The 20740-nt window shown below is 48.0% G+C and carries 19 protein-coding genes; 5 read left to right on the top strand and 14 right to left on the bottom strand.

The window, feature by feature from the left end:
• Positions 1-7: 7 nt before the first annotated feature.
• Genes ruvC through aspS form a run of 3 tightly spaced genes read right to left on the bottom strand, consistent with a single transcriptional unit; the run spans position 8 to position 2729 of the window.
• Positions 8-526 (bottom strand): crossover junction endodeoxyribonuclease RuvC, encoded by a 519-nt coding sequence (ruvC, locus tag ACLBLI_RS06690; RefSeq protein ID WP_414830340.1) that lies wholly within the window; start codon positions 524-526, stop codon positions 8-10.
• Positions 526-966: a dihydroneopterin triphosphate diphosphatase gene (gene nudB / locus ACLBLI_RS06685; protein WP_414830339.1), complete on the bottom strand. Its 441-nt coding sequence runs from the start codon at positions 964-966 to the stop codon at positions 526-528. The genes ruvC and nudB overlap by 1 nt, the downstream gene beginning before the upstream one ends.
• A complete protein-coding gene (aspS, locus tag ACLBLI_RS06680; protein WP_414830338.1) occupies positions 966-2729 on the bottom strand; it encodes an aspartate--tRNA ligase in 1764 nt (587 codons plus the stop codon). Before aspS ends, nudB begins: the two co-directional genes overlap by 1 nt.
• A 199-nt stretch (positions 2730-2928) precedes the next feature.
• Here aspS and ACLBLI_RS06675 point away from each other — a divergent pair, with 199 nt between their 5' ends.
• Together ACLBLI_RS06675 and ACLBLI_RS06670 are read left to right on the top strand one after the other, a co-directional pair.
• Entirely contained in the window at positions 2929-3831 is a 903-nt protein-coding gene (locus ACLBLI_RS06675) for a DUF72 domain-containing protein (RefSeq protein ID WP_414830337.1), read from the top strand.
• Between the two features lie 263 nt (positions 3832-4094).
• Positions 4095-6263 (top strand): S9 family peptidase, encoded by a 2169-nt coding sequence (locus ACLBLI_RS06670; RefSeq protein WP_414830336.1) that lies wholly within the window; start codon positions 4095-4097, stop codon positions 6261-6263.
• 146 nt (positions 6264-6409) lie between these two features.
• Here ACLBLI_RS06670 and ACLBLI_RS06665 read toward each other — a convergent pair whose 3' ends face one another.
• The 8 genes from ACLBLI_RS06665 to ACLBLI_RS06630 all read right to left on the bottom strand — a co-directional run bounded on the left by ACLBLI_RS06665 (position 6410) and on the right by ACLBLI_RS06630 (position 15180).
• Positions 6410-7750 (bottom strand): sigma 54-interacting transcriptional regulator, encoded by a 1341-nt coding sequence (locus tag ACLBLI_RS06665; protein ID WP_414830335.1) that lies wholly within the window; start codon positions 7748-7750, stop codon positions 6410-6412.
• Complete coding sequence (locus tag ACLBLI_RS06660) at positions 7747-8340, bottom strand: hypothetical protein (RefSeq protein ID WP_414830334.1); 594 nt, start codon at positions 8338-8340, stop codon at positions 7747-7749. The genes ACLBLI_RS06665 and ACLBLI_RS06660 overlap by 4 nt, the downstream gene beginning before the upstream one ends.
• Positions 8341-8342: 2 nt before the next feature.
• A complete protein-coding gene (locus ACLBLI_RS06655) occupies positions 8343-9737 on the bottom strand; it encodes a sensor histidine kinase (protein WP_414830333.1) in 1395 nt (464 codons plus the stop codon).
• Positions 9738-9853: 116 nt separating this feature from the next.
• Positions 9854-10156, bottom strand: a complete 303-nt coding sequence (locus tag ACLBLI_RS06650) for a calcium-binding protein (RefSeq protein ID WP_414830332.1) — start codon at positions 10154-10156, stop codon at positions 9854-9856.
• 202 nt (positions 10157-10358) lie between these two features.
• Positions 10359-12443, bottom strand: a complete 2085-nt coding sequence (locus ACLBLI_RS06645) for an EAL domain-containing protein (protein WP_414830331.1) — start codon at positions 12441-12443, stop codon at positions 10359-10361.
• 57 nt (positions 12444-12500) lie between these two features.
• Positions 12501-12938: a TerB family tellurite resistance protein gene (locus ACLBLI_RS06640; protein ID WP_414830330.1), complete on the bottom strand. Its 438-nt coding sequence runs from the start codon at positions 12936-12938 to the stop codon at positions 12501-12503.
• 281 nt (positions 12939-13219) lie between these two features.
• Complete coding sequence (locus ACLBLI_RS06635; RefSeq protein ID WP_414830329.1) at positions 13220-14863, bottom strand: SpoIIE family protein phosphatase; 1644 nt, start codon at positions 14861-14863, stop codon at positions 13220-13222.
• An 11-nt stretch (positions 14864-14874) separates the two neighbouring features.
• Positions 14875-15180 carry an STAS domain-containing protein gene (locus ACLBLI_RS06630; RefSeq protein WP_414830328.1) on the bottom strand — a complete coding sequence of 102 codons (306 nt, stop codon included), beginning with the start codon at positions 15178-15180 and terminating at the stop codon, positions 14875-14877.
• A gap of 201 nt (positions 15181-15381) precedes the next feature.
• Here ACLBLI_RS06630 and yciH point away from each other — a divergent pair, with 201 nt between their 5' ends.
• The 3 genes from yciH (at position 15382) to pheA (ending at position 18044) form a co-directional block, all read left to right on the top strand.
• Positions 15382-15705: a stress response translation initiation inhibitor YciH gene (gene yciH / locus ACLBLI_RS06625; RefSeq protein WP_414830327.1), complete on the top strand. Its 324-nt coding sequence runs from the start codon at positions 15382-15384 to the stop codon at positions 15703-15705.
• Positions 15706-15746: 41 nt separating this feature from the next.
• A complete protein-coding gene (locus ACLBLI_RS06620; RefSeq protein ID WP_414830326.1) occupies positions 15747-16547 on the top strand; it encodes a response regulator in 801 nt (266 codons plus the stop codon).
• Between the two features lie 315 nt (positions 16548-16862).
• Entirely contained in the window at positions 16863-18044 is a 1182-nt protein-coding gene (gene pheA, locus ACLBLI_RS06615; RefSeq protein WP_414830325.1) for a prephenate dehydratase, read from the top strand.
• Positions 18045-18047: 3 nt separating this feature from the next.
• Here the strand turns inward: pheA and ACLBLI_RS06610 are convergent, their stop codons facing one another.
• From ACLBLI_RS06610 to ACLBLI_RS06600, 3 genes are all read right to left on the bottom strand, one after another.
• Positions 18048-19805 (bottom strand): diguanylate cyclase, encoded by a 1758-nt coding sequence (locus ACLBLI_RS06610; RefSeq protein ID WP_414830324.1) that lies wholly within the window; start codon positions 19803-19805, stop codon positions 18048-18050.
• Complete coding sequence (locus ACLBLI_RS06605; protein WP_414830323.1) at positions 19802-19993, bottom strand: hypothetical protein; 192 nt, start codon at positions 19991-19993, stop codon at positions 19802-19804. The genes ACLBLI_RS06610 and ACLBLI_RS06605 overlap by 4 nt, the downstream gene beginning before the upstream one ends.
• Before the next feature lie 133 nt (positions 19994-20126).
• A complete protein-coding gene (locus ACLBLI_RS06600) occupies positions 20127-20732 on the bottom strand; it encodes a GNAT family N-acetyltransferase (protein WP_414830322.1) in 606 nt (201 codons plus the stop codon).
• Positions 20733-20740: the final 8 nt, after the last annotated feature.

Genomic DNA, 20740 nt, shown 5'->3' with positions numbered 1-20740 from the left:
CTGTTACTTAGCGCATTCTGCCGCGCACGGTTTTTCTCACCTGTCCGGCCATGCTAACCAAACTTTGTTCGGTATGGGCATGGCACAATGCGACAGCAAGTGCGTCAGCCGCATCTGCCTGTGGCGTACCACTTAAATTCAGTAGATTCTTTACCATGTGCTGCACCTGCGTTTTATCCGCACTGCCCTTGCCGACCACGGCCTGTTTGATTTGTCTGGCCGAATATTCTGCTACCGGCAGGGATGCCTGCGTGGCGGCGACAATTGCGGCTCCTCTGGCTTGCCCCAGTTTCAGCGCTGAATCCGGATTTTTGGCCATAAACACCTGCTCTATTGCAAATTGCTGTGGCGCATACTGACGGATGATATCGCCAATCCCGGTAAAAATATTCGCCAATCGCTCAGGCAATTCATTGGTGCCTACGCGGATACAACCACTGGCTACATACACCAGCTTCCCCTGCTGACGCTTAATGAGGCCATAGCCAGTTATACGAGAACCTGGATCTATACCCAGTATTATCATTAAATGCTCTCCGGCACAAATTGGGTTATGGCATCGCGATTAGAAGGTGACCAAAGCCGGCCGATCGCCTCTTCACGCGTTACCCATTCGTATTGAGTATGTTCAGTAAGGAGTACAGGCTGACGGCTGTCAACCTGAGCACAAAAGACATGCTCGGTATTATACCGCGTTCCCTGCGGATACCGGTGGAGCCAGCGTGAGCGGATTTCAAAACGATTGGTGTGCTGGCAATCGACTATCGCAGAGGACGCCGGACTTAACGAGATGCCGGTTTCCTCTTTTACCTCACGATAAGCAGCGTCAATAGGACGTTCATTTTCTTCAATCGTCCCGGTTACTGACTGCCAGAACTCAGGGTCATCTTCGCGCTGCATGATGAGAATGCGATGGTGCTGATCAAACAGCACCACCAACACCGATTCAGGGCGCTTGAGAGCCATTATTCTACAGACTTTTTCACCGTCGCAATGGCAAGTTCTTCCAACTGTTGCGGATTTGCCGGGCTTGGGGCGTCGGTCAATGGACATGCTGCCGTTGTTGTTTTGGGGAATGCCATCACATCGCGGATAGAGCTTGCACCGGTCATCAGCATAACTAAACGATCGAGGCCAAATGCCAGTCCTGCATGTGGCGGAGCGCCATACTTGAGGGCCTCCAGCAGGAATCCAAATTTGTTTTCTGCCTCTTCTTCATTGATGCCCAAAATGCTGAATACCGCTGACTGCATCGCCTGGTCGTGAATACGCACCGAACCACCGCCAAGCTCAACGCCGTTTAGTACCATATCGTAAGCATCAGACAGCGCGCCTACCGGGTTGGCTTTCAGCTCCTCTGCACTTAAATTGCGTGGTGAAGTGAACGGATGATGCAGTGCGTACAAGTTACCATCCACTTCTTCAAACATCGGGAAGTCAACTACCCACAGTGGTTTCCATTCGCCTTGCAGTAATTCAAAATCCTCACCCAGTTTAAGACGCAGCGCGCCCATTGCTTCGGTAACAACAGTGGCGTTGTCAGCACCAAACAGCAGGATGTCGCCGTCTTCTGCGCCAGTGCGCTCCAGCAATGTGTCGGTAATGTCGGCACTCAGGAATTTGAGGATCGGTGACTGTAACCCGTCCTGGCCTTTGGCTTTCTCGTTCACTTTCACCCACGCCAGCCCTTTCGCTCCGTAGATGCCGACGAACTTGGTGTAGTCATCAATTTGCTTGCGTGACAGGCTGGCACCGCCCGGTACACGGATAACGGCAACACGTCCTTTTTCGTCATTCGCCGGGCCGCTGAATACTTTGAAATCGACGTCTTTAAGCAAATCAGCCACGTCCACCAGCTCAAGCGGGTTACGCAGATCGGGTTTGTCACTACCGAAGCGACGCATCGCCTCTTCGTAGGTCATCCGTGGGAAATCCCCCAGGTCGACATCCAGCATGGTCTTAAACAGGTTGCGGATCATGCCTTCGGTGATTTGCATGACGCCATCAGCATCTAAAAACGTGGTCTCCAAATCGATTTGGGTAAACTCTGGCTGACGATCAGCACGCAAGTCTTCATCACGGAAACATTTCACGATTTGATAGTAACGGTCCATGCCAGACATCATCAGCAATTGTTTAAACAACTGGGGTGATTGTGGCAACGCGAAAAACTCACCTTTATGCGTGCGGCTGGGAACCAGATAATCACGGGCACCCTCAGGTGTCGCTTTGGTCAGGATAGGCGTTTCAATATCCAAAAAGCCGTCGTCTTCCAGGTAGCGGCGTACCGCTGCTGTGACTTTGGCTCGGAACTGAAGACGCTGGCTCATAACAGGGCGACGCAGATCCAGATAGCGATAGCGCAAACGTTGCTCTTCTGAGTTCTCCTGATTCCAGTCCAGCGGCAGCACTGCGCTTTTGTTAATCACTTCAAGACCGGTTCCCAGGATCTCAATTTCGCCTGTCCGCATGTCTTTGTTCACCTGCCCTTCAGGGCGGCCGCGTACTTTACCGGTAAGTGTGACGCAAAATTCACTGCGCAGCGTGTTAGCCACGTCCAGTACGTCAGGTAAATCGGGGTCGAATACTACCTGTACAATGCCTTCTCGATCACGCAGATCAATAAAGATTACGCCACCTAAATCGCGACGTTTGTTTACCCAGCCACAAAGCGTGACTTCCTGACCGATGTATGATGAATCGATGTTCCCACAGTAATCTGTGCGCATGGTCCTTGACCCCTGATATTTTTATACGTGTATGATGCCGGTCACTTATGTCACTAATACCTGATAACGAGCGGTTATTCCTGCTCTTGCCTGGCCCCGGAAGGCAAAATGTCGCGGCTGAAAATCAGGTGTGCTACAAGTGCAACGCATTGGATAATTTAAAGGCCGCATAGTATAAACAAATGCTTCGTAAAGCCCAATGACAAAAACACGGAAAGATGAGGTTATGTCTGCTGAAAAACTCCCGCCAGTCTATTTAGGTTTACCAATGTGGCAACATCCCTGGTGGCCGGCGAACTGGTTTCAGCGTTCAGAAGCCCGCCACCAGCAGTTACGCTTTTATTCCCGTCACCTGAACAGTGTGGAAGGCAATACCACGTTTTATTCCCTTCCCCATGAAGATGCGGTACACCGCTGGAATGACGCAACGGATGACGCGTTTTCTTTTACATTCAAATTTAATCAGTTGATTTCTCATGAAAAAAAGCTGATTCATTGTGAACAGGACGCCGCACAACAACTTCATTTGTTAGCGCCGCTGAAGCAAAAACTTGGTGTCGTGATGCTGCAGTTGCCCGCGTCTTTTGGGCCTGCGGGGCTGCCTTTACTTGCCGACTTTTTACGCGCTCTGCCTCCCACCGCGCAGTATGCTGTTGAAGTTCGACACCCAGATTTCTTTGCAAAGGGTGATGCGGAACGCGCCCTGAATCAATTGCTTATTCTGTACAATGCAAACCGGGTGATTATGGATACCCGGGCTTTGTTCAGCGGACCGACTACCAGCGACATCGTGACGGACGTCAGGCAAAAGAAACCCAGAGTGCCGGTAAATGTGATTGCTACAGGCACTGCACCTGTGGTGCGGTTTGTAGGAAATGATAACCATCTTGACAACACACGGTGTCTCACGCCGTGGGTCAGCAAGATTCATCAGTGGCGTACCGAGGGCCGTACGCCTTACCTTTTTATTCACCGCCCTGACAACAAAGATGCCCCCTGGCTGGCGCAACAATTTGTCGATTTGTATAACCAGCGTCACCCGGCACATGCGCTGGCTGATGTTGGCATCCAGCACACGCCCGATCAGAACACGCTGTTTTAAACAAAGCGTTCACCTGAACAGACTCCGGCGTATGCTGAGGATGTCACAATTGCAGTTCCCTGTATCGATACACATTTTGAAACAGAGTTATTCATTCAATGCTTACTATGTAGATTGACTGTTTTGCAACTGCTCACTAGTCTGTATTTCCGACCTGGTGCAATGAGATCTGCGGTGCTGTTATCCGGCCGCACAGGGTAAAAAACCTTGCCAGGTGCACGGCTAAATAAAACTGCCGACCTTCAATCAAGGAAATAACAACGATGAAAAAAACATGGATTACTTTGGCCGTAATAGGCGTATTGAGCGCCTGTAGCGAACAGCCAACGAAGACAGAATCGGCCGCAGAGCCACAGGAAACCCTTTCTCTGAATACGGAAGCAACGCCTCCGGTTGCCAAAAAAGTGCCCCATGAATTAACAGCACATGGCGACACGCGTATGGATAATTACTACTGGATGCGTGATGACGAAAGAACAGATCCGGAAATTATCGCGCATCTCGAAAAAGAAAATGCCTATACCGATGCTGTGCTGGCACCGCTAAAGCAGGACCGGGAGATGCTTTACGAGGAGCTGGTCGCCCGGGTACCAAAAAACGATGCCACGGTGCCTTACCTGAAAAACGGATTCTGGTATCACACCGAGTACGAAGGTGAGAAAGAATACCCTATCTATCTGCGTAAACCTGAAAAAGAGGGTGAAGAGAGTGTACTGCTTGACGTTAATGAATTAGCGGATGGCCACGACTACTATAGTGTCGGTCAGTTATCAGTCAGCACCAACAACAAGCTATTGGCGTATTCTGAAGACACCGTAAGCCGGCGCGTGTATACCATTTTGGTAAAAAACCTCGAGACTGGCAAATTGCTTGAAGACCGTCTGGAAGATACCTCTGGCGAAGTACAGTGGGCAAACGACAACATCCACCTTTACTACATCAAAAAAGATTTGCAAACGCTGCTTGGTTATCAGGTATATCGCCATAAGCTGGGCACCGATCAGTCTGAGGATGTACTGATTTTTGAAGAGACCGATCCGACTTTCTACACTGGTATGAGCAAGAGTAAAGATGGCGACGTTATCTATATCCATCACAGCAATACCGAAAAGAAAGGCGTAACTTTAATTGATGCGAATGACCCCGCCGCAACTGCTGAGCCTTTCCTGCCAATTCAGGAAGGACTGGAATATCACGTCGCCAAACTGGACGATACCTATTACATACTGACTAACCATGAAGCGAAAAATTTCCGCATTATGAAAGTCAACGCGGACAATACGGCAGACATTACCGCCTGGGAAGAAGTCGTCGCGCACGACCCGGAAGTTTTCCTTAACGGCATGGAAGTCATGCAGGGTTATCTGGTAACCAGTCAAAAGAAAAACGGGATCCCCAGCATGAGGGTTCGCAACCTGGAAACCGGCAACGCCAAGGCCATCCCCATGGACGATCCTATCTTCAATGTGGGTTTCTATAACAATACGCAAATTAACGCCGACAGCGTGCGCATTCGCTATGCCTCGTTAACGACACCACCGTCGGTGATCGACGTTAATCTGGCCACGCTGCAAAAAGAAACGCTTAAACAGGAAAATGTCAGTGATGACTTTGATGCCGAAAATTACGCGTCCGAGCGCCTGATGGTACCCGCCGGTGATGGCAAAGAGGTACCTGTTTCATTGGTATACCGTAAAGACAGCTTTAAAAAGGACGGTACCAACCCGCTTTATCAGTACGCGTATGGTTCGTATGGGCACACCATCGACCCCAGTTTTGCACGCAACTGGTTAACGCTGGTAGATCGCGGATTCGTAGTGGCAATTGCTCATATTCGTGGCAGTCAGATGCTGGGACGCGAGTGGTATGAAGACGGCAAAATGGGGAATAAAATCAATTCTTTCACCGACTTTATTGACGTAACAACTTATCTGACACAAAACGGGTATGCGGATGCCTCCCGTGTGTATGCCATGGGCGGCAGTGCCGGTGGTCTGCTGATGGGCGCGGTAGCGAATATGTCGCCGGACAGCTACGATGCGATTATTGCACATGTGCCGTTCGTTGATGTGGTTACCACCATGAGCGATGCCTCTATACCACTGACAACCGGTGAATATACCGAATGGGGTAACCCGGCGAATGCTGATGAGTATGAGTATATGCTGTCTTATTCACCGTATGATCAGGTAAAAGCGCAGGATTATCCTCATATGCTGGTGACTACGGGTTTGCATGACTCGCAGGTACAGTATTTCGAACCCATGAAATGGGTTGCTAAGTTACGGGAGATGAAAACAGACGACAACCTGTTGCTGTTTGATGTGAACATGGAAAGCGGTCACGGCGGCGCATCTGGCCGGTTCGAACGCCTGAAGCGAAGTGCACTGGAATATGCCTTTATCTTTGAGCTGGCGGGCGTAGACCTTTAAGTCAGCCTTACAGGAACAGCGCAAAAAGGCCGGATGCTATCCGGCCTTTTTTGTCTTTGTACTCAGCACTACGGTTGAGAAATGCGATATTTCAGAGTGCTGTTGTCAATTCTGACGTGTCCGATCGGATACGCAACATCGCTGTATTAGCGAAAATCACCTGCATCCAGTTCATGTTTTTTCATCAGCTTATGCATGTCTGTTCGGTTGCGGCCTGCCAGCTCAGCAGCGCGCGTCACATTGCCATCGGTCATTTTTAGCAGCTTATGAAGATACTTCTGTTCGAAAGCGTCACGCGCCTCCGTCAATGTCGGCCAGCTTTGCTTGGTTGCTGACAGTGCCTGCTCAACCAGATGCAGCGGAACTACGGGCGTTTGTGTTAACGCCACACATTGTTCAACAACATTCACCAACTGACGCACGTTGCCTGGCCATTCCGACTTTACCAGCAACTGCATCGCATCATCGGAAAACTGACTCACATTCACCTGATGGCGCTGCGCACTTTGCTGTAATAAGGAACGCGCCAATAAAGGAATATCTTCACTGCGCTCTTTCAGTGACGGCAGTTTCAGATTGACCACATTCAGTCTGTAGTACAAATCTTCACGAAACGTCCCTTCTTCCATTTCTTTATGCAAATCTTTGTGGGTAGCAGAGATAATGCGAACATCAATATCTACGTGCTTGCTGCTACCTACCGGACGTATCTGCCGCTCCTGCAGTGCGCGCAGCAACTTTACCTGCAGGGTCATTGGCATGTCGCCAATTTCATCCAGAAACAGCGTGCCGCCATCGGCTTCCCGAAACAGACCGGAATTTGCAGTTACTGCGCCAGTAAATGCACCTTTGGCATGACCGAACAATTCTGATTCAAGCAAGTTTTCCGGCAACGCACCACAGTTAATCGCCACGAAGGGCTTGTTGCGCCGGTTACTGGCCTGATGAATAGCATTCGCTAACAGCTCTTTCCCCGTACCACTGGCCCCACTGATAAGTACACTGACTTCACGCTGGGCGATACGGTAAGCCTGATCCAGTACATTCAGCATATCCGGGGAGCGGGTAACAATTTCTTTTGCCCAGTCTCCTGGCTGCGCAGCCAGGGACTGACTAAGCGCCTTTTGCAACAGTGAGCGCAGTTCTTCGTGATCAACCGGCTTAGTCAGAAAGCCAAATACCCCACGCTGGGTTGCCGCTACAGCATCGGATATCGTGCCATGGGCTGTCATTAAGATAACCGGAATGTCTTTTCTCACGCTCATGATTTCTTCAAACAGACTTAAGCCGTCCAGTCCCGGCATTCTTAAATCACTTAACACCACATCAAAAGCATCACTGTTGATTTTTTTAAGCGCCGCCTGTCCGTCTTCTACCGCAGTGACGTCAAATCCCTCACCTTCCAGCCGGATAGTGAGTAATCGCAACAAACTCTGGTCATCATCAACCAATAAAAGCTTTGGCTTCGACTGTTTTTTCTCGCTCATTGCTGCGTACTCCTGTTTTTATCCATCAATGTTGCTTCGATCTGAAGTAGCTCTTCGAGCTTTTTACGTTGTGCTTCCAGTTCGACTTTCAGGCTCTCAATGTTTAGTGCCCGCTGCGTATTCACCTTGCTAAGCATACTTATCGCCGACTCATATTCCAGCATCTGATCATTCGGCGATGCCACCAGTGTGGCCACAGCCTGCTGAATTTCAGGTGTAAATAACGGCGTAACTTCATCCAGCCAGTGCTTAGCGCGAAGTCTGTCCTGATAAGGCGTATCCACGGGCATCGACAACAGAATTTTTTGCAGCTTGTCTGCAGGCGTCTCACCCAATGCTGTTATCTGGTTCTTGCGCAACGGCCAGGCTGTGTTATCTGCCTGCACCCAAAGCCCCACCCAGTACGCCAAATCACAATTCTCCTTCACGGCTTCGACGGTATTATTAAAAACACACACATCGTCATTGATTACGGAAAGGATGGGGGTAGAGGGCAGATTGGTTTCCGCCTCATTTTCTTCGTGTGTTGGTGTTAATGCGGCACACCCCGACAAGCCTGTCAGTGCGACCATCAACCACATCGTTTTCATTCTCATTTTTCCTGTTGTGGAATGGTGACCCTAAAACATACATCCGCATAATCCACGTCAACGACAGCCACATCGCCGTGCATCAGACGAGCGCAGTCTGACACTATCGACAGACCAAGTCCTGTACCAATGACGTTGTCGTTTCTGGGCTCATCACCTCGCGTGAAGGGTTCAAACAAGGTTGAGACTTTTTCTTGCGGAATGCGTTTACCGCGGTTGGCCACATCCAGTATTGCATCATTGTCCCTGATATAAATACTGACGTTAATTGGCCTTCCCACAGCACCATGCGCGACGGCATTGGAAACCAGATTGTCCAATATACGCCGGTAAAGTTCTTCATCTACCCAAACCTGGTCAGTCTGAATGTCTACAATGACATCCCGTTCCTGTAAGGCCAGGGCATAATCCTCCAGGCAGTCGTTGACTAACGTGTTGGGGTTTGCCAGTGAAAATTTCGGCTGGGCCTGTTGCAAAAGCAGGTTGTAGTCTAGCAGTTTTTCCACCAGCGTATTGAGACGTTGTGTGCTGGATGCCAGCAATGATAGCACCTCTTTTTGTTGCGTATTTAGCTCACCCACAACATTTTCAGATAGCAAGCTACACCCCTCTTTAATACTGGCCAGCGGCGTTTTGAGTTCATGCGCCGCGTGGCGCAGCAAGGCCGTCCTTATGTGCTCTAATTGTTGTAACCGGTCATTCAGCCAGTGTAAATCTCTTTCCACGCCTATTAGCTCTTTAGGGGCTTGGGTGGATATAGGAGGAAGCTCGCCTTTCTGATGCGCCAATATGCGGATTATCTGCTTAAGCTTCTTAACCGGATTCACTATCAGCTGGCTGCCAAGCAAAATAAGCAACAATGAAACGCTGACCAACATTGCGGTTGACCATGCCTGTTTTGCCTGCATGGCATTAAGATCTTCACGCTGAATATCAAGACGTTTCTGAATAGCGACGTCCACATCTGAACGCATATCAGACACACTGTTATTAATGGATGCCAGATAGGCATTTAGTAACAATTGATCGTCAATCTGACGGTAACCTTTGATCTGACGAACTTGTTTTTCCAGACGTTCGCACGTTGTACCGGCCTCAATCACCAGGCATAAGCTTTCCTTTGCCGCAATAAACTGGCTGATGGCATTGTCTGAAAGTTCCGCCACCGCCTTACTCTTGAGTACGGCAAACTGGCGAATACTGCGTTCAAGATCCACAACGGCACCGTCGAGTTTCTGCATCAACCCAACGACATTTACCACGTAACGGGTTTCGATACGCGTCATTTGTCCGACTTTAGCCAGATCACTCTGGCTCTGCCATAGCAAAGCAATAAGCGGAATGAGGGCAACCAAGAAGCTGCCCAGTGTGAGTTGTCGAAGAGATCCTAGTTGCACTAGCTTTTCACTGAAAGAAATCCGGTCAATCAGAATGGCACACCCCAAAAACGCTAGCAAGTAAGGACGGTATGAAACCTACCGTCCCCGCGTTAACCTACAATTGCGTAAAGTTGTTACTGGTCATTGGGTGAAACTTCAACAGTATTTTCTGCTGCAAGTTCATTATCGTTTCCAGGTGTCAGTTCACTTGCCAGCATTTCTTCAACTGACAGTAAGCCATCTTCGTTTTGGTCAATCAAGCCGAAATTACGGAGCAACTCTGTATTGCTCACGGCCTCTTTAAGCGAAATTAATCCGTCCTGATCGGCGTCCAGTTGCATCATGAGATCAGTTTGCGCATTGGCGTTGGCAACTGATATCGCCTGCAGCGCTGCAATACTCAATAAGATAAGAAAAACTTTTTCGATACGCTTCATAATAGCCTCCGCGCGTCTTGCCATAAAAAGGGTAACAATGAGGCTAGTCGCCTCGGAACCGTCGACCCAAATACTGTCGATAACTCCCTGTTGCTCAAATCATGCCAAAAGATAGGAGGCTATATAATTCAATCACTTAGCTTTAAAAATGTTAATGCCCCGTAAAAAGGTGTAGCGAATTGGCAACGCTATTACGCCAAAGTTACAGGTTTGACTGCATTAACGTCCGTCGCTCAAACCGCGCTGGTAATGCGTCGAACTGGCTCAGGGGGATCGGTTTACTGAACAGGAAGCCCTGAACATGGTCACACCCGTGTTCAAGCAAATACTCCCATTGCTCGTGGTTCTCAATTCCCTCTGCGCAGATAGTCAGCGACAGGCGCTTCGCCAGGTCGATAATGGTACCGGTAACCAGACGGCTGCGTTCAGAGGTCTCAAGCTCGCAGATAAACTGCCGATCTATCTTTAGGGTATCAATACTGATTTGCGTAAGGTAACTCAATGAGCTGTAGCCCGTTCCAAAATCATCCAGTGCAATTGCACACCCCATATTGCTGACTCGGCGGAAAAACTTGTTCGACAATGCAAAGTTTTCCAAATAAGCCGATTCTGTCACCTCAAACTCAATATATTCCGGATTGATATTGTGCTTAATGAACAATGCGTGAATGGAATCAAATAGCCCGGAATGGCGTAGGTCGTGACCAGAGAGATTAATCGACACCCGGAAACGACGCTGCAGACGCTGTCGCAAGGCCGACATTTCCACGCAGACCTGCTCAATTACCCAGCGTGTAATCGCGGAAATTTTACCGCCCTGCTCGGCGATGGGAATAAACTCTGCCGGCATGATCATACCAAAATCCGGGTGCACCCAGCGGATCAATGCTTCAAATCCGATGATGATACCTTTGCCATCAATCTTCGGTTGGTAGTAAACCTGAAATTCATTGTTGCTGATGGCCTGATCGATGCTGTTGGCAATTGACAGCTTTCGCTTGTGCGACTCCACCATATCGGGTGTGAAGATGGTATAAGTACCACGGCCTCTTGCTTTAGAGCGATACATCGCTAAGTCAGCATTACTCATCAGCTGGCTTAAGTCGAAGTCGGCATCTGATGCTTTTGCTATGCCCAGACTGACCCCTACAGTCAGTGCCAGACCACGCAACTGAAATGGTTCAGAGAATGCGGTGATAACTCTGTTTGCCATATTCTCAATACTGGCTCTGGACGTATCACGGTCGGGTAAGATGATGAACTCATCGCCTCCCAGTCGCGCAACCAGATCGCCTTCCCGCAACATAGTGGTTACCCGGTCTGCAACCTCTATCAGAATTAAATCGCCGGTTTCATGGCCCAGCGAGTCATTAATTCCCTTAAAGCCATCCAGGTCGAAAAACATCAGTACCAAATCTTCATCTGCACGGCGCGCTCTGGCCAATTCAAGGCGCAGGTTATCCATAACAAACTGCCGGTTTGGAAGCCCGGTAAGACTGTCGTAGTTAGCCAGCCTGGTCATGGTTTGCTGCTGTTCGATGAGCGTCTGGTTTTGCTCGTAGTTGATAGTGAGCTCGACTTCGATCATTTCCAGCAGATTATTGATGCTATTTCCCAGCTTACTTATTTCATTTTTGTGGCCGGTTTCATAACGCAGGGCATAATCCTTGGTTTCGTTCACCTGCTGTGTGAAGCGAGACAGCGAATACAATGGCCTGAGGAGACGGCTGAGGAAATACAGACTGATCCCGATTGTAACCAGCAAAATGACAAATACCAGGGGCATTGCCTGAAATAGCAGCGCCCGTTTGCTTCGAGTCACTGGCGTGGAGACATCGGTCACCACTTTCAGATAGCCCTTCAGCATCGCGGGCTCACCAATATAATGAATGCTTACTAAGTCATTATTTTCCGTGAAGAAGCCGGCAGGAGTCTGGGCTTCAAGCGCATTTTCCGTGACAGGAGACGTTGCTCTCTCCACGGCCTTACCATCTACCTGTACAAGTAACGTACCGTCATCATCATACACACTGGCACTGATGATATTGTCATACGCCTCAAGCTGCGCAAGGACTACGTTTAACTCGGCAAAGTTTACGCTATCTCCTTCCAGCACAACGGCCAGCTCATCTGTCAGATTCGTCGCAAGTGCATTCACATTGCCGCGAACCGCTTTGTGATATAAATCCTCATGCTCAGAAATAGCGAGCCACAGCACCATGGCTGTGGCAAAAAATACAGCGCTTGAAACAATAATTCCCAGCGGACTTTTAATTGATCGAAACACAGGCTACGAACCTATTTATTGTTGTAATTATGGCTGGCCCTGTGCACGCCCCTGATATCAGGTACTCGTGACGTCCAGCTTGGTTTTAATAAACTGACTGTGAGGCATATGCAGCAAATCAGCTATACGACGAATGGTGTGCTCCTCAATCGGCGCAATTTCTTTGTCTGCATATGCGACTTCCCAAAGGCTCTTTAGGATAGCGCGCTTTTCCTCGTTATCACACCGTTCATTTAATACCTGAGTAAACTGCACCATATCTACCGCTTCTTCTGCGGTTTCACGACCGTCCTCCATTAAAGCCTCAATCTGTTCGTCGGTTAAGTTGAAACGTGCATCCAGCATATCGCGATACGCCTTGAGCTCGCGTTCATCGGCGTGCCGGTCTGCACGAATAATTTCACTTAATAAGGCGGCTGTAGCCAGCTCGGTGGTTAATGCAGGTTGCGAGTCCTGCTCCGGCGCTTTGAGTAAATCGAGTACTTTTCTCAGCATAATATTACTGTCCGTTATCAGTCATTACCGATTGATAGCCTGTTCGGAGGCTTTTGGATTAGCCTTAATCGTTAGCTGCACGATTATTAGGGTTAATCATATCCTCTGACTACCCTGAAGCAAAAGCCGACATCCAAGAAGCAGAATAATATCGCCAGCGTTGTCTGTCGACGACCGTTCGCAAGTGATGCTGGTCGGTAATACAGAAGCAAGACAGATAAAGAAGCGGGTTACAATCGGAAGTGAAATAACATTCTCTTGGCGAAAACAGAAAAGCCAGCTTAAAGCGTCATGATTACGCAGGTTTTGCGCCCGCCATTTTCATGCCACACTTTCTGGCAAAGTTCTCGCAACAGCAGAAGCCCTCGGCCAAATGCGTTGTTAATGTCATCGATTTGTATGTTCTCGAACTCAAATCCATCCCCGGAATCCTCGACACCGATATAGAGTTCTCGCGCCTGGGGTTTATATTCGACAGAAACAGTTATGTGCCCCTGATCAAGTTCCGCAAGACCTGCCTCGCGTGCCATGTAATAGTCAACAAACCCTTCCGGCGACGATTTCAGGGAAGAGTCAATTTTCAAAAGTCCATGCTCTATCGCGTTATTCATCAGCTCCGTCAGGACGGTAAACAGGTCTGAGCGGATCCAGCCAAGTCCAGGCTGGCTATTGAGCATTTCAAGAATCGGCTCAATTACATTTTCCTGTTTGAGCGCGTGGGCCTGAAGTGTGCTGCTGATGGTAAAGGGAAACTGACTGATGAGCGATTCATCACGTAGCCCTAACAACGACTGGCAGGTAAAAATCACTACGGTGATATCATCGGCAGGGTTTTCACCTCCAAGATACTGCCGTGCTCTGTCGTAGAGAGAAGCCGCAGTAACATCTTCTGAGGCCAGAAACCATTCGGTGACGCCTTCCTCGTCAAGCATTTGTCCCTGGCTGTCGGTGATTTCCATAATACCGTCAGAATAGACCATCAATTGTTCGCCTTCAGCAGCTTCGTAGACGTCACAATGGCTTTCAAACTCGTTTTCTTCGAGGATCCCAAGCGCCATATGTCGTGGAGAGAAACGCCGCACCAGCCTGCCATCGGCGCTTTTTAACAGCATCGGCGGTAAGCCGCCATTCCAGATAGTAAACCGGTTCCCCTCGGTCGAAACTTCAACGATAGCGGCAGCAAAGAACATGTCTGTGGGTAGCAAATTAAGTAATGCATTATTCAGCGTAATTGCCATTTCCGCCACCGAGAGCCCTTTTCTCGCCATCGCCTGAAACGCGCGGGTAACCGGCAATGCACCTATCGCCGAGGCCAGCCCGTGTCCGGTGAAGTCGCCAACAAGAAAATACATTCCCCCTTTCGGGCTGCTTTCGCACAGAAAAACGTCACCATTAAAGTCTTCCGCTGGTGCCACTTTGAAATCGAAATACTGCTCGACGTCTTTACGATTAACCACAGCGTTACTGAAAATGTGATCGACAATATCGTGCTGATGCTCAACATTTGCCTGGTGAAAGCGCAACTCCTGGTTTTGTTGCTCAATGTGCTTACTGAGTGTGCGAATGCGTCCATGAGCACGGATTTTTGCAGCCAGAATGACTTTGTCAAAGGGCTTGGAAGCAAAGTCATCGCCCCCCACTTCCAGACAACGAACCAGACTTTCCTGATCCTCCAGTGAGGTGATAAAAATTATCGGAAGATAGGCTTCACCGGCCATTTCCTTTAAACGCGGCGCGACGTCGTAACCGCTAAGCCCTGGCATCATGACATCTAACAAGACAAGATCGGGGTCAATCTCTCTGGCGACGTCGAGGGCCCGCTCGCCGTTCTCAGCTTCATAGCAATCGTCATATCCCTGTTGCTCAAGCATGTGTTTAAGCAAGAAGCGATTTAGAGACTCGTCGTCAACAATAAGAATACGCACTATTGCGTGTCTCAGTTGATTTCAAATTTTTTGTCAAAGCGAGATATTCTCAGGATCCTGGCCACTTGTGGACGGCAGTGGGTGATACTGTAAGTAAACTGTCGCTCATTGAGCGATTTCTGCATATTCAACAACATGCCCAGTGCGGAACTGTCCATGTATTCAGTCTCGCTCAAATCAACTTCAATATGATTAATGTCTTCCGGCAAGTCCACGTAGGCCATACGGAAGTCCTGAACTTTACCAAAGTCAAATTTCTCGTCCAGCCTGATGATTAATCGCTTACCATCATCACTTACCTTGGTTCCAATACCCATCCATCTTCTCCGAATACTGCTGTATGTTCGCGCTCAATTACAGTGGTTGATGAAAATTCATTACCAAAACATGCCATCTCGGGCTGAGTTGGTAGTGTGTGCCCAGAGAAGTGTCAATTTCAATGGGTTTCTTCTAGTATATTAGTCTAGATTTTTACTAGCGGAAGTTGTTCCGGCGACCTTAGGATACAATTTAAACTTATGCAAAACTCAAATCTGGTCTACAGCACTGACGGCGGCAAAATTGAACAGGCGAAAGCCAAAGCAACCCGCTCTGTGAATAACGACGGCATTGTGTGCATTCACCGTGAAACCAAAGGCCGAAAAGGAAAAGGTGTCTCAATTGTTAAGGGGTTGGATAAGGAGCCCGCGGAGTTAAAAGCGCTGTGCAAAACCCTCAAACAGAAGTGTGGCTGCGGTGGGGCTGTGAAAGATGGCACGATTGAGGTACAGACTGATGATCGTGAAAAGCTGCGTAACCTGCTGCAAGATGCCGGCTTTACCGTTAAAATCGCGGGTGGGTAGGTCCTATCCCCTAATCATGTTGAAAATAGAAGAGTCTTAAAATGGAAAAGCTGTCGATTTCCGATTTACACATTGTGCTTATCGAACCCTCTGATACGCAGAGAAAAATAATAACTACGCTGCTGCTAAAGGAAAAAGTAAAAGAGATCGATCCTGTCAGCACCGTGGCAGAAGCTAAAGCGGCACTGCGCTCACATAGTGCAGACCTTATTGTCAGCGCTATGTACTTTGAAGACGGTACCGCGCTGGACTTACTAAAATACGTGAAAGAGTCGCCGGAGTTTGCCACGATACCGTTTATGCTGGTATCCAGTGAAAATCGTTTATCCAAGCTTGAAGAATTTAAGCAGGCCGGTGTGGCTGCCATTTTGCCAAAACCATTCGAGCCATTGCATCTTTCCCGAGCGCTGAATGCCAGTCTCGACTTAATTAATCACGATGAACTAGACCTGGAGCTGTTTGATGTTCAGGATGTTCGTGTGCTGCTGGTAGATGACAGCAAGCTGGCACGCAATCACATACGACGCGTACTGGAAGGCATGGGCCTGAAACGCATCAAAGAAGCGGAAAATGGTGCCATGGCGCTTACGCTGATTAAAGATGAAGCCTTCGACTTAGTTGTGACAGATTACAACATGCCGGAAATGGACGGGCGTGAGCTGTCTGAATTTATTCGCTTTAACCCGGAAACCACGCATATACCGATTATCATGGTGACGTCAGAATCTGCGGACAGTGCGCACATGGCAAACATCCAGCAGACCGGCGTAAATGCGTTATGTGACAAGCCGTTTGAGCCTAATGAAGTGCGTACCATGCTGGCAGCGCTGCTTGGAGAGTAGTAGCACAGTCACTTCCTGTTTAATCCAGACCCCGTAATAACAGAGAACACTGCCTACGTTCTCTGTTATTAGGGCGTCCTACCACAACGTTTTTATTTTGCAAATAGCACACACCGTTCTTTCCCAAACCAACGTGTAAAAATCGGTTGACAGATACCGCTATCAGACATAAAGTCTGGCCTATGAAAACGTATATTACTCACTCAGCAGCTTTCTTCTTTGCGTTTATGTCCTTAACGTAGGGAGGCTGGTTTGTGAGCAAAAAACCTCCCTCCCGGGAGGTTTTTTTTTGCCATTCAGGAGAGCCTAAAGATTATGTCTGACAATGCCCTTGCGCCGATTCGAGAGCGCATTACCGAACTGGACAGCGAACTACTGTCGCTTCTTGCAGAGCGCAGAAAACTGACTAACGAAGTGGCCGAAACCAAAATTAAACACCACATACCGGTTCGTGATATTAAACGTGAAGAGCAACTGCTTATCAGGCTGATTAAGGAAGGACAGAAAGTCGGACTGGATCCTCACTACGTCACCCAGTTGTTTCACGTTATTATTGAAGATTCAGTGCTTAACCAACAGGCTATGCTGGCGGAACGTGCTAACCCTGGCAGCGCCTTACCGTTAAACCGAGTGGCATTTTTAGGCGACAAAGGCTCTTATTCTTATCTGGCCACGCAGAAGTATTTTTCCCGGCGCCCGGGCGAGCTGCTTGAGATTGGCTGTCAGAGTTTCAGCGAAATCATACAGAAAGTGGAAAATACCGAAGCCGACTACGCGGTTTTACCTATTGAAAATACTACCTCAGGCAGTATTAATGAAGTTTACGACCAGTTGCAGCACACACAGTTAAGTATAATTGGCGAGCTCACCCACCCTATTCGCCACACCTTACTGGTCGCCAAAGATACCAGCATCGGCAAAATCAAAACGGTGTACGCCCACCCTCAGGTATTCACGCAGTGTAGTCACTTCCTGGCTGAGTTGGGTAGTATTGAAGTAAAAACCATGGACAGCACATCGTCAGCAATGCTGAAGGTGAGTGAATTACAACGCGATGATGTTGCAGCCATCGGCAGCGAAGCAGGCGGTAATCTGTATGGTTTACTCGCTATCAAATCGAATCTGGCTAACCAGAAAGAAAACCACTCACGGTTCATTGTTGTTGCCCGAGATCCTGTGATTGTCCCCCTGCAGGTACCGGCAAAAACGACTCTGGTGATGTCTACCGTGCAAAAGCCCGGCGCACTGGTTGAAGCGTTGTTAGTCCTGCGTGAGAACAGTATAAACATGACAAAACTGGAATCGCGACCGATTCCGGGTAATCCCTGGGAAGAAATGTTTTACATCGACGTAGAAGGCAATGTGCAGGATGGCCCAGTGCAAAAGGCGCTGGACTCACTTCGTGACATTACCCGTTATGTGAAGGTGTTGGGATGTTATCCGAGCGAGGAAATTAGCCCGACTAAGGTTGCAGCTGCCAGTGCGTTAACCAACTAAGAACTAGCCTGGCTGCGCGGCCATGGAATGTGGGTTTCCCTGAAATGAGGGGTCGTAACAATATACCTGATTACGGCCCTCGTTTTTGCTGCGATAGAGCGCTTCATCCGCACACGCATAGAGTTGGTCGAATTTATAGCCACACTGAGCGGTGTCCGTCACCCCAAAGCTGGCTGTAATGGTAAAGTCAGAACCAGTTGGGGAAGTATCAATCGCTTCAACCGCATGACGAAAACTCTCCGTCAGCGATTCCGCTTTATCAACGGTGCATCCGGGAAGCAACATGGCAAACTCTTCTCCGCCCATACGGCCCAAAATATCCTGCTTCCGGCACACGCGTTTAATCACCTGCGTCACTTCTACCAGTGCCCAGTCACCTGTCACATGGCCGTAGGAATCATTAATTCGTTTAAACAGATCGAGATCGAATACAACCAACGCCAGTGTCTGACTGGTTTTCTCATGATAACGCAGATTGGATTCTGCAAGCTCAGTAAAATAGTGGCGGTTTAAGATACCGGTCAGCTTGTCAGTTCTGGCTTGGCGGCGTAGTTCTTTGTGCATTTTACGATTCACTAATAGCCACACAATAACAAGTGCTCCTAACATCAGAAGCAAGGTAATGACCAGACGGCTGTTTTCCAGCTCTTTTGCACTGAGTGCGGCCTCCGTCTTTAGAAGAGAGTTTTCTTTATCCAGAAGCTTTATCTGAATCTCTCTTTCAAGAGCATCGTTTTTTGCTTGCTGTATGGCAAGTTGACGCGCTTTGGTTTCATCAAGACTAGCGAGCTTTGCAGAATGGAGCGCTTTCAGATACGTAATCGCTTTCTCTTTATCCCTAGTCTCATAATATTTTGCCAAAACATTTAACGCTTTAACCCTCGGCACCGAATGACTGGAATTGCTGGTTTTCTCAATTACTCTTTCAGCGGCCACAACTGCGGTATCAAAATTATTCATATCATAAGCGATTTCTGCTTCATCGGAATAATACCAAGCTTCAAGCAATGGATAACCGGTTATCTCAAGAAGCGGTTTTGTCACTCCGAGTAACTCTATTGCTGAAGCTGACTGCCCTGCATCATGCAATACTCTTGCTTGGTAAATGTTGAGAATTGCCTGTACGTTCACTTCACCTTCTTTCTTACAGTGCTTCGAATAGCTCTCAATTTTGCCAGGTTCCAGTTCGTGATTAAGGTTATATTTTGCTTCGACCAGTGTGTAATAGGCATAACAAATTGAGCGGGGATCTTCGGAGCTTGAAATGACTGATGAGGCGGCATTTATCGCTGCCTGATAATCTTCTATTTGATTATAAAAAATTGAAAGACGAGTCAGTGCCGCATTTCGTGATTCATCAGAAGCTTGGGGAAGTATTGACCATAACTGCTGTGCAACCTGATAACCTTTTGCTGCTTCTCTGTTAACGCCCAATAAATTTACGTATGAAGTAAGTATTTTCACACGCAGTTCAATATCTTCAGCAATAGCTAATGAGCTGATATAGGTTTCTGCTGCTTGGCTATATTGGCCTGTAATACCTAGTTTATAACCTTTTAAAAACAAATAATAAGCTGTCTGCGGCCTAGAGAAAGTGGCTTTTAAATCGTCTAGCTCATCAATTATGTCTGACAGTGCCGCGGGATCAACAGACTTGATATTATCGGCCTTTTGCAGTTGGCTATCTACATTAGAAGTCTGCTCAGCAGAAGCTACTGAGCAGATTAAAAAGAAAAGAGCCGGGAAAACACGACGTTTCAATGGCGAATTTCTTCCTCGTTTTTATCTTCACTTTCTTCTTCATCTTTCTCAGGCATTAACAAACACCAGATTTTTGACTGCTCGGTGTCTGACGAAGCCCCAGGAAATTGTTCCTGAAATATAACAGAAGCCTTATCGCGAAGCTTCGCATCGGCTCCCAGTTGTTCCAAAAGCTGTACCGCGGACATAACTACCCCCTCTCGTTTATTTTTTTACGTTATTTACTGCTAGTCGAGAGTACCACTGTACAAAAATTTTGTTAATACTTTATAAAATCGCTTTGCTTACTAATGAGTGCTTTGACTTGGATAATCAAACCTTTCATTTGTTCTGATACTTAGCCTTATTGCAAACAGCTTCAGCCGAATTTTCAAAGTTTCTCATTTCCGGTGTGACGAAACAGTAGCTTTTTCCCTCACCGACTGCAGGTGATTTATCTGGTGGAATTACCGTGTAACCAAGTTTCTTAACGAGACGCTCTGTCGCGTAGTGTGTTTTATCAAAAAAGGCCATCACCATCTTTAGATGCAATTTTATAAAGCCATAGTCTGTAAGCGCCCCCATTGCTTCGTTCGCAATACCTTTTTGGTTCGACTTAGGAGCTAACATGATCCCGATTTCGGCCACATCTTTTATATTGGGTTTCCATTTCAACATCAGAATCCCTAAAAACGTGTTATTCCCCTTTTCCTCTATTTTCCAAATTTTCTGGCTTAACTCATGCGACTTATTCTTATCCAGTGCGCGCTCAAAAAACCTTCTCGCCTGCGCGTAGCTAACAGGAGGCCCAATTTTTCGCATCACTTTCTTGTCTGTATATAAATGGCAGAAATCTTTCTCATCATCCATGGTTAAAAGTGAGCATCGAGTTCTTTTCGTCTCAAAGTTCATTGACTTGTAATTCATTTGAAATTGAGAAAGAGCCACTACCAAAT

The sequence above is a fragment of the Alteromonas sp. H39 genome (genome assembly GCF_047556435.1).
Taxonomy (GTDB): domain Bacteria; phylum Pseudomonadota; class Gammaproteobacteria; order Enterobacterales; family Alteromonadaceae; genus Alteromonas.
This window is presented reverse-complemented; position numbering and strand designations above follow the sequence as displayed.

Bases quoted from the DNA above. Each gene is read 5' to 3' on its own strand.
- ruvC (WP_414830340.1), bottom strand. From the start codon at position 526: ATGATAATACTGGGTATAGATCCAGGTTCTCGTATAACTGGCTATGGC.
- nudB (WP_414830339.1), bottom strand. From the start codon at position 966: ATGGCTCTCAAGCGCCCTGAATCGGTGTTGGTGGTGCTGTTTGATCAG.
- aspS (WP_414830338.1), bottom strand. From the start codon at position 2,729: ATGCGCACAGATTACTGTGGGAACATCGATTCATCATACATCGGTCAG.
- ACLBLI_RS06675 (WP_414830337.1), top strand. From the start codon at position 2,929: ATGACAAAAACACGGAAAGATGAGGTTATGTCTGCTGAAAAACTCCCG.
- ACLBLI_RS06670 (WP_414830336.1), top strand. From the start codon at position 4,095: ATGAAAAAAACATGGATTACTTTGGCCGTAATAGGCGTATTGAGCGCC.
- ACLBLI_RS06665 (WP_414830335.1), bottom strand. From the start codon at position 7,750: ATGAGCGAGAAAAAACAGTCGAAGCCAAAGCTTTTATTGGTTGATGAT.
- ACLBLI_RS06660 (WP_414830334.1), bottom strand. From the start codon at position 8,340: ATGAAAACGATGTGGTTGATGGTCGCACTGACAGGCTTGTCGGGGTGT.
- ACLBLI_RS06650 (WP_414830332.1), bottom strand. From the start codon at position 10,156: ATGAAGCGTATCGAAAAAGTTTTTCTTATCTTATTGAGTATTGCAGCG.
- ACLBLI_RS06640 (WP_414830330.1), bottom strand. From the start codon at position 12,938: ATGCTGAGAAAAGTACTCGATTTACTCAAAGCGCCGGAGCAGGACTCG.
- ACLBLI_RS06630 (WP_414830328.1), bottom strand. From the start codon at position 15,180: ATGGGTATTGGAACCAAGGTAAGTGATGATGGTAAGCGATTAATCATC.
- yciH (WP_414830327.1), top strand. From the start codon at position 15,382: ATGCAAAACTCAAATCTGGTCTACAGCACTGACGGCGGCAAAATTGAA.
- ACLBLI_RS06620 (WP_414830326.1), top strand. From the start codon at position 15,747: ATGGAAAAGCTGTCGATTTCCGATTTACACATTGTGCTTATCGAACCC.
- pheA (WP_414830325.1), top strand. From the start codon at position 16,863: ATGTCTGACAATGCCCTTGCGCCGATTCGAGAGCGCATTACCGAACTG.
- ACLBLI_RS06605 (WP_414830323.1), bottom strand. From the start codon at position 19,993: ATGTCCGCGGTACAGCTTTTGGAACAACTGGGAGCCGATGCGAAGCTT.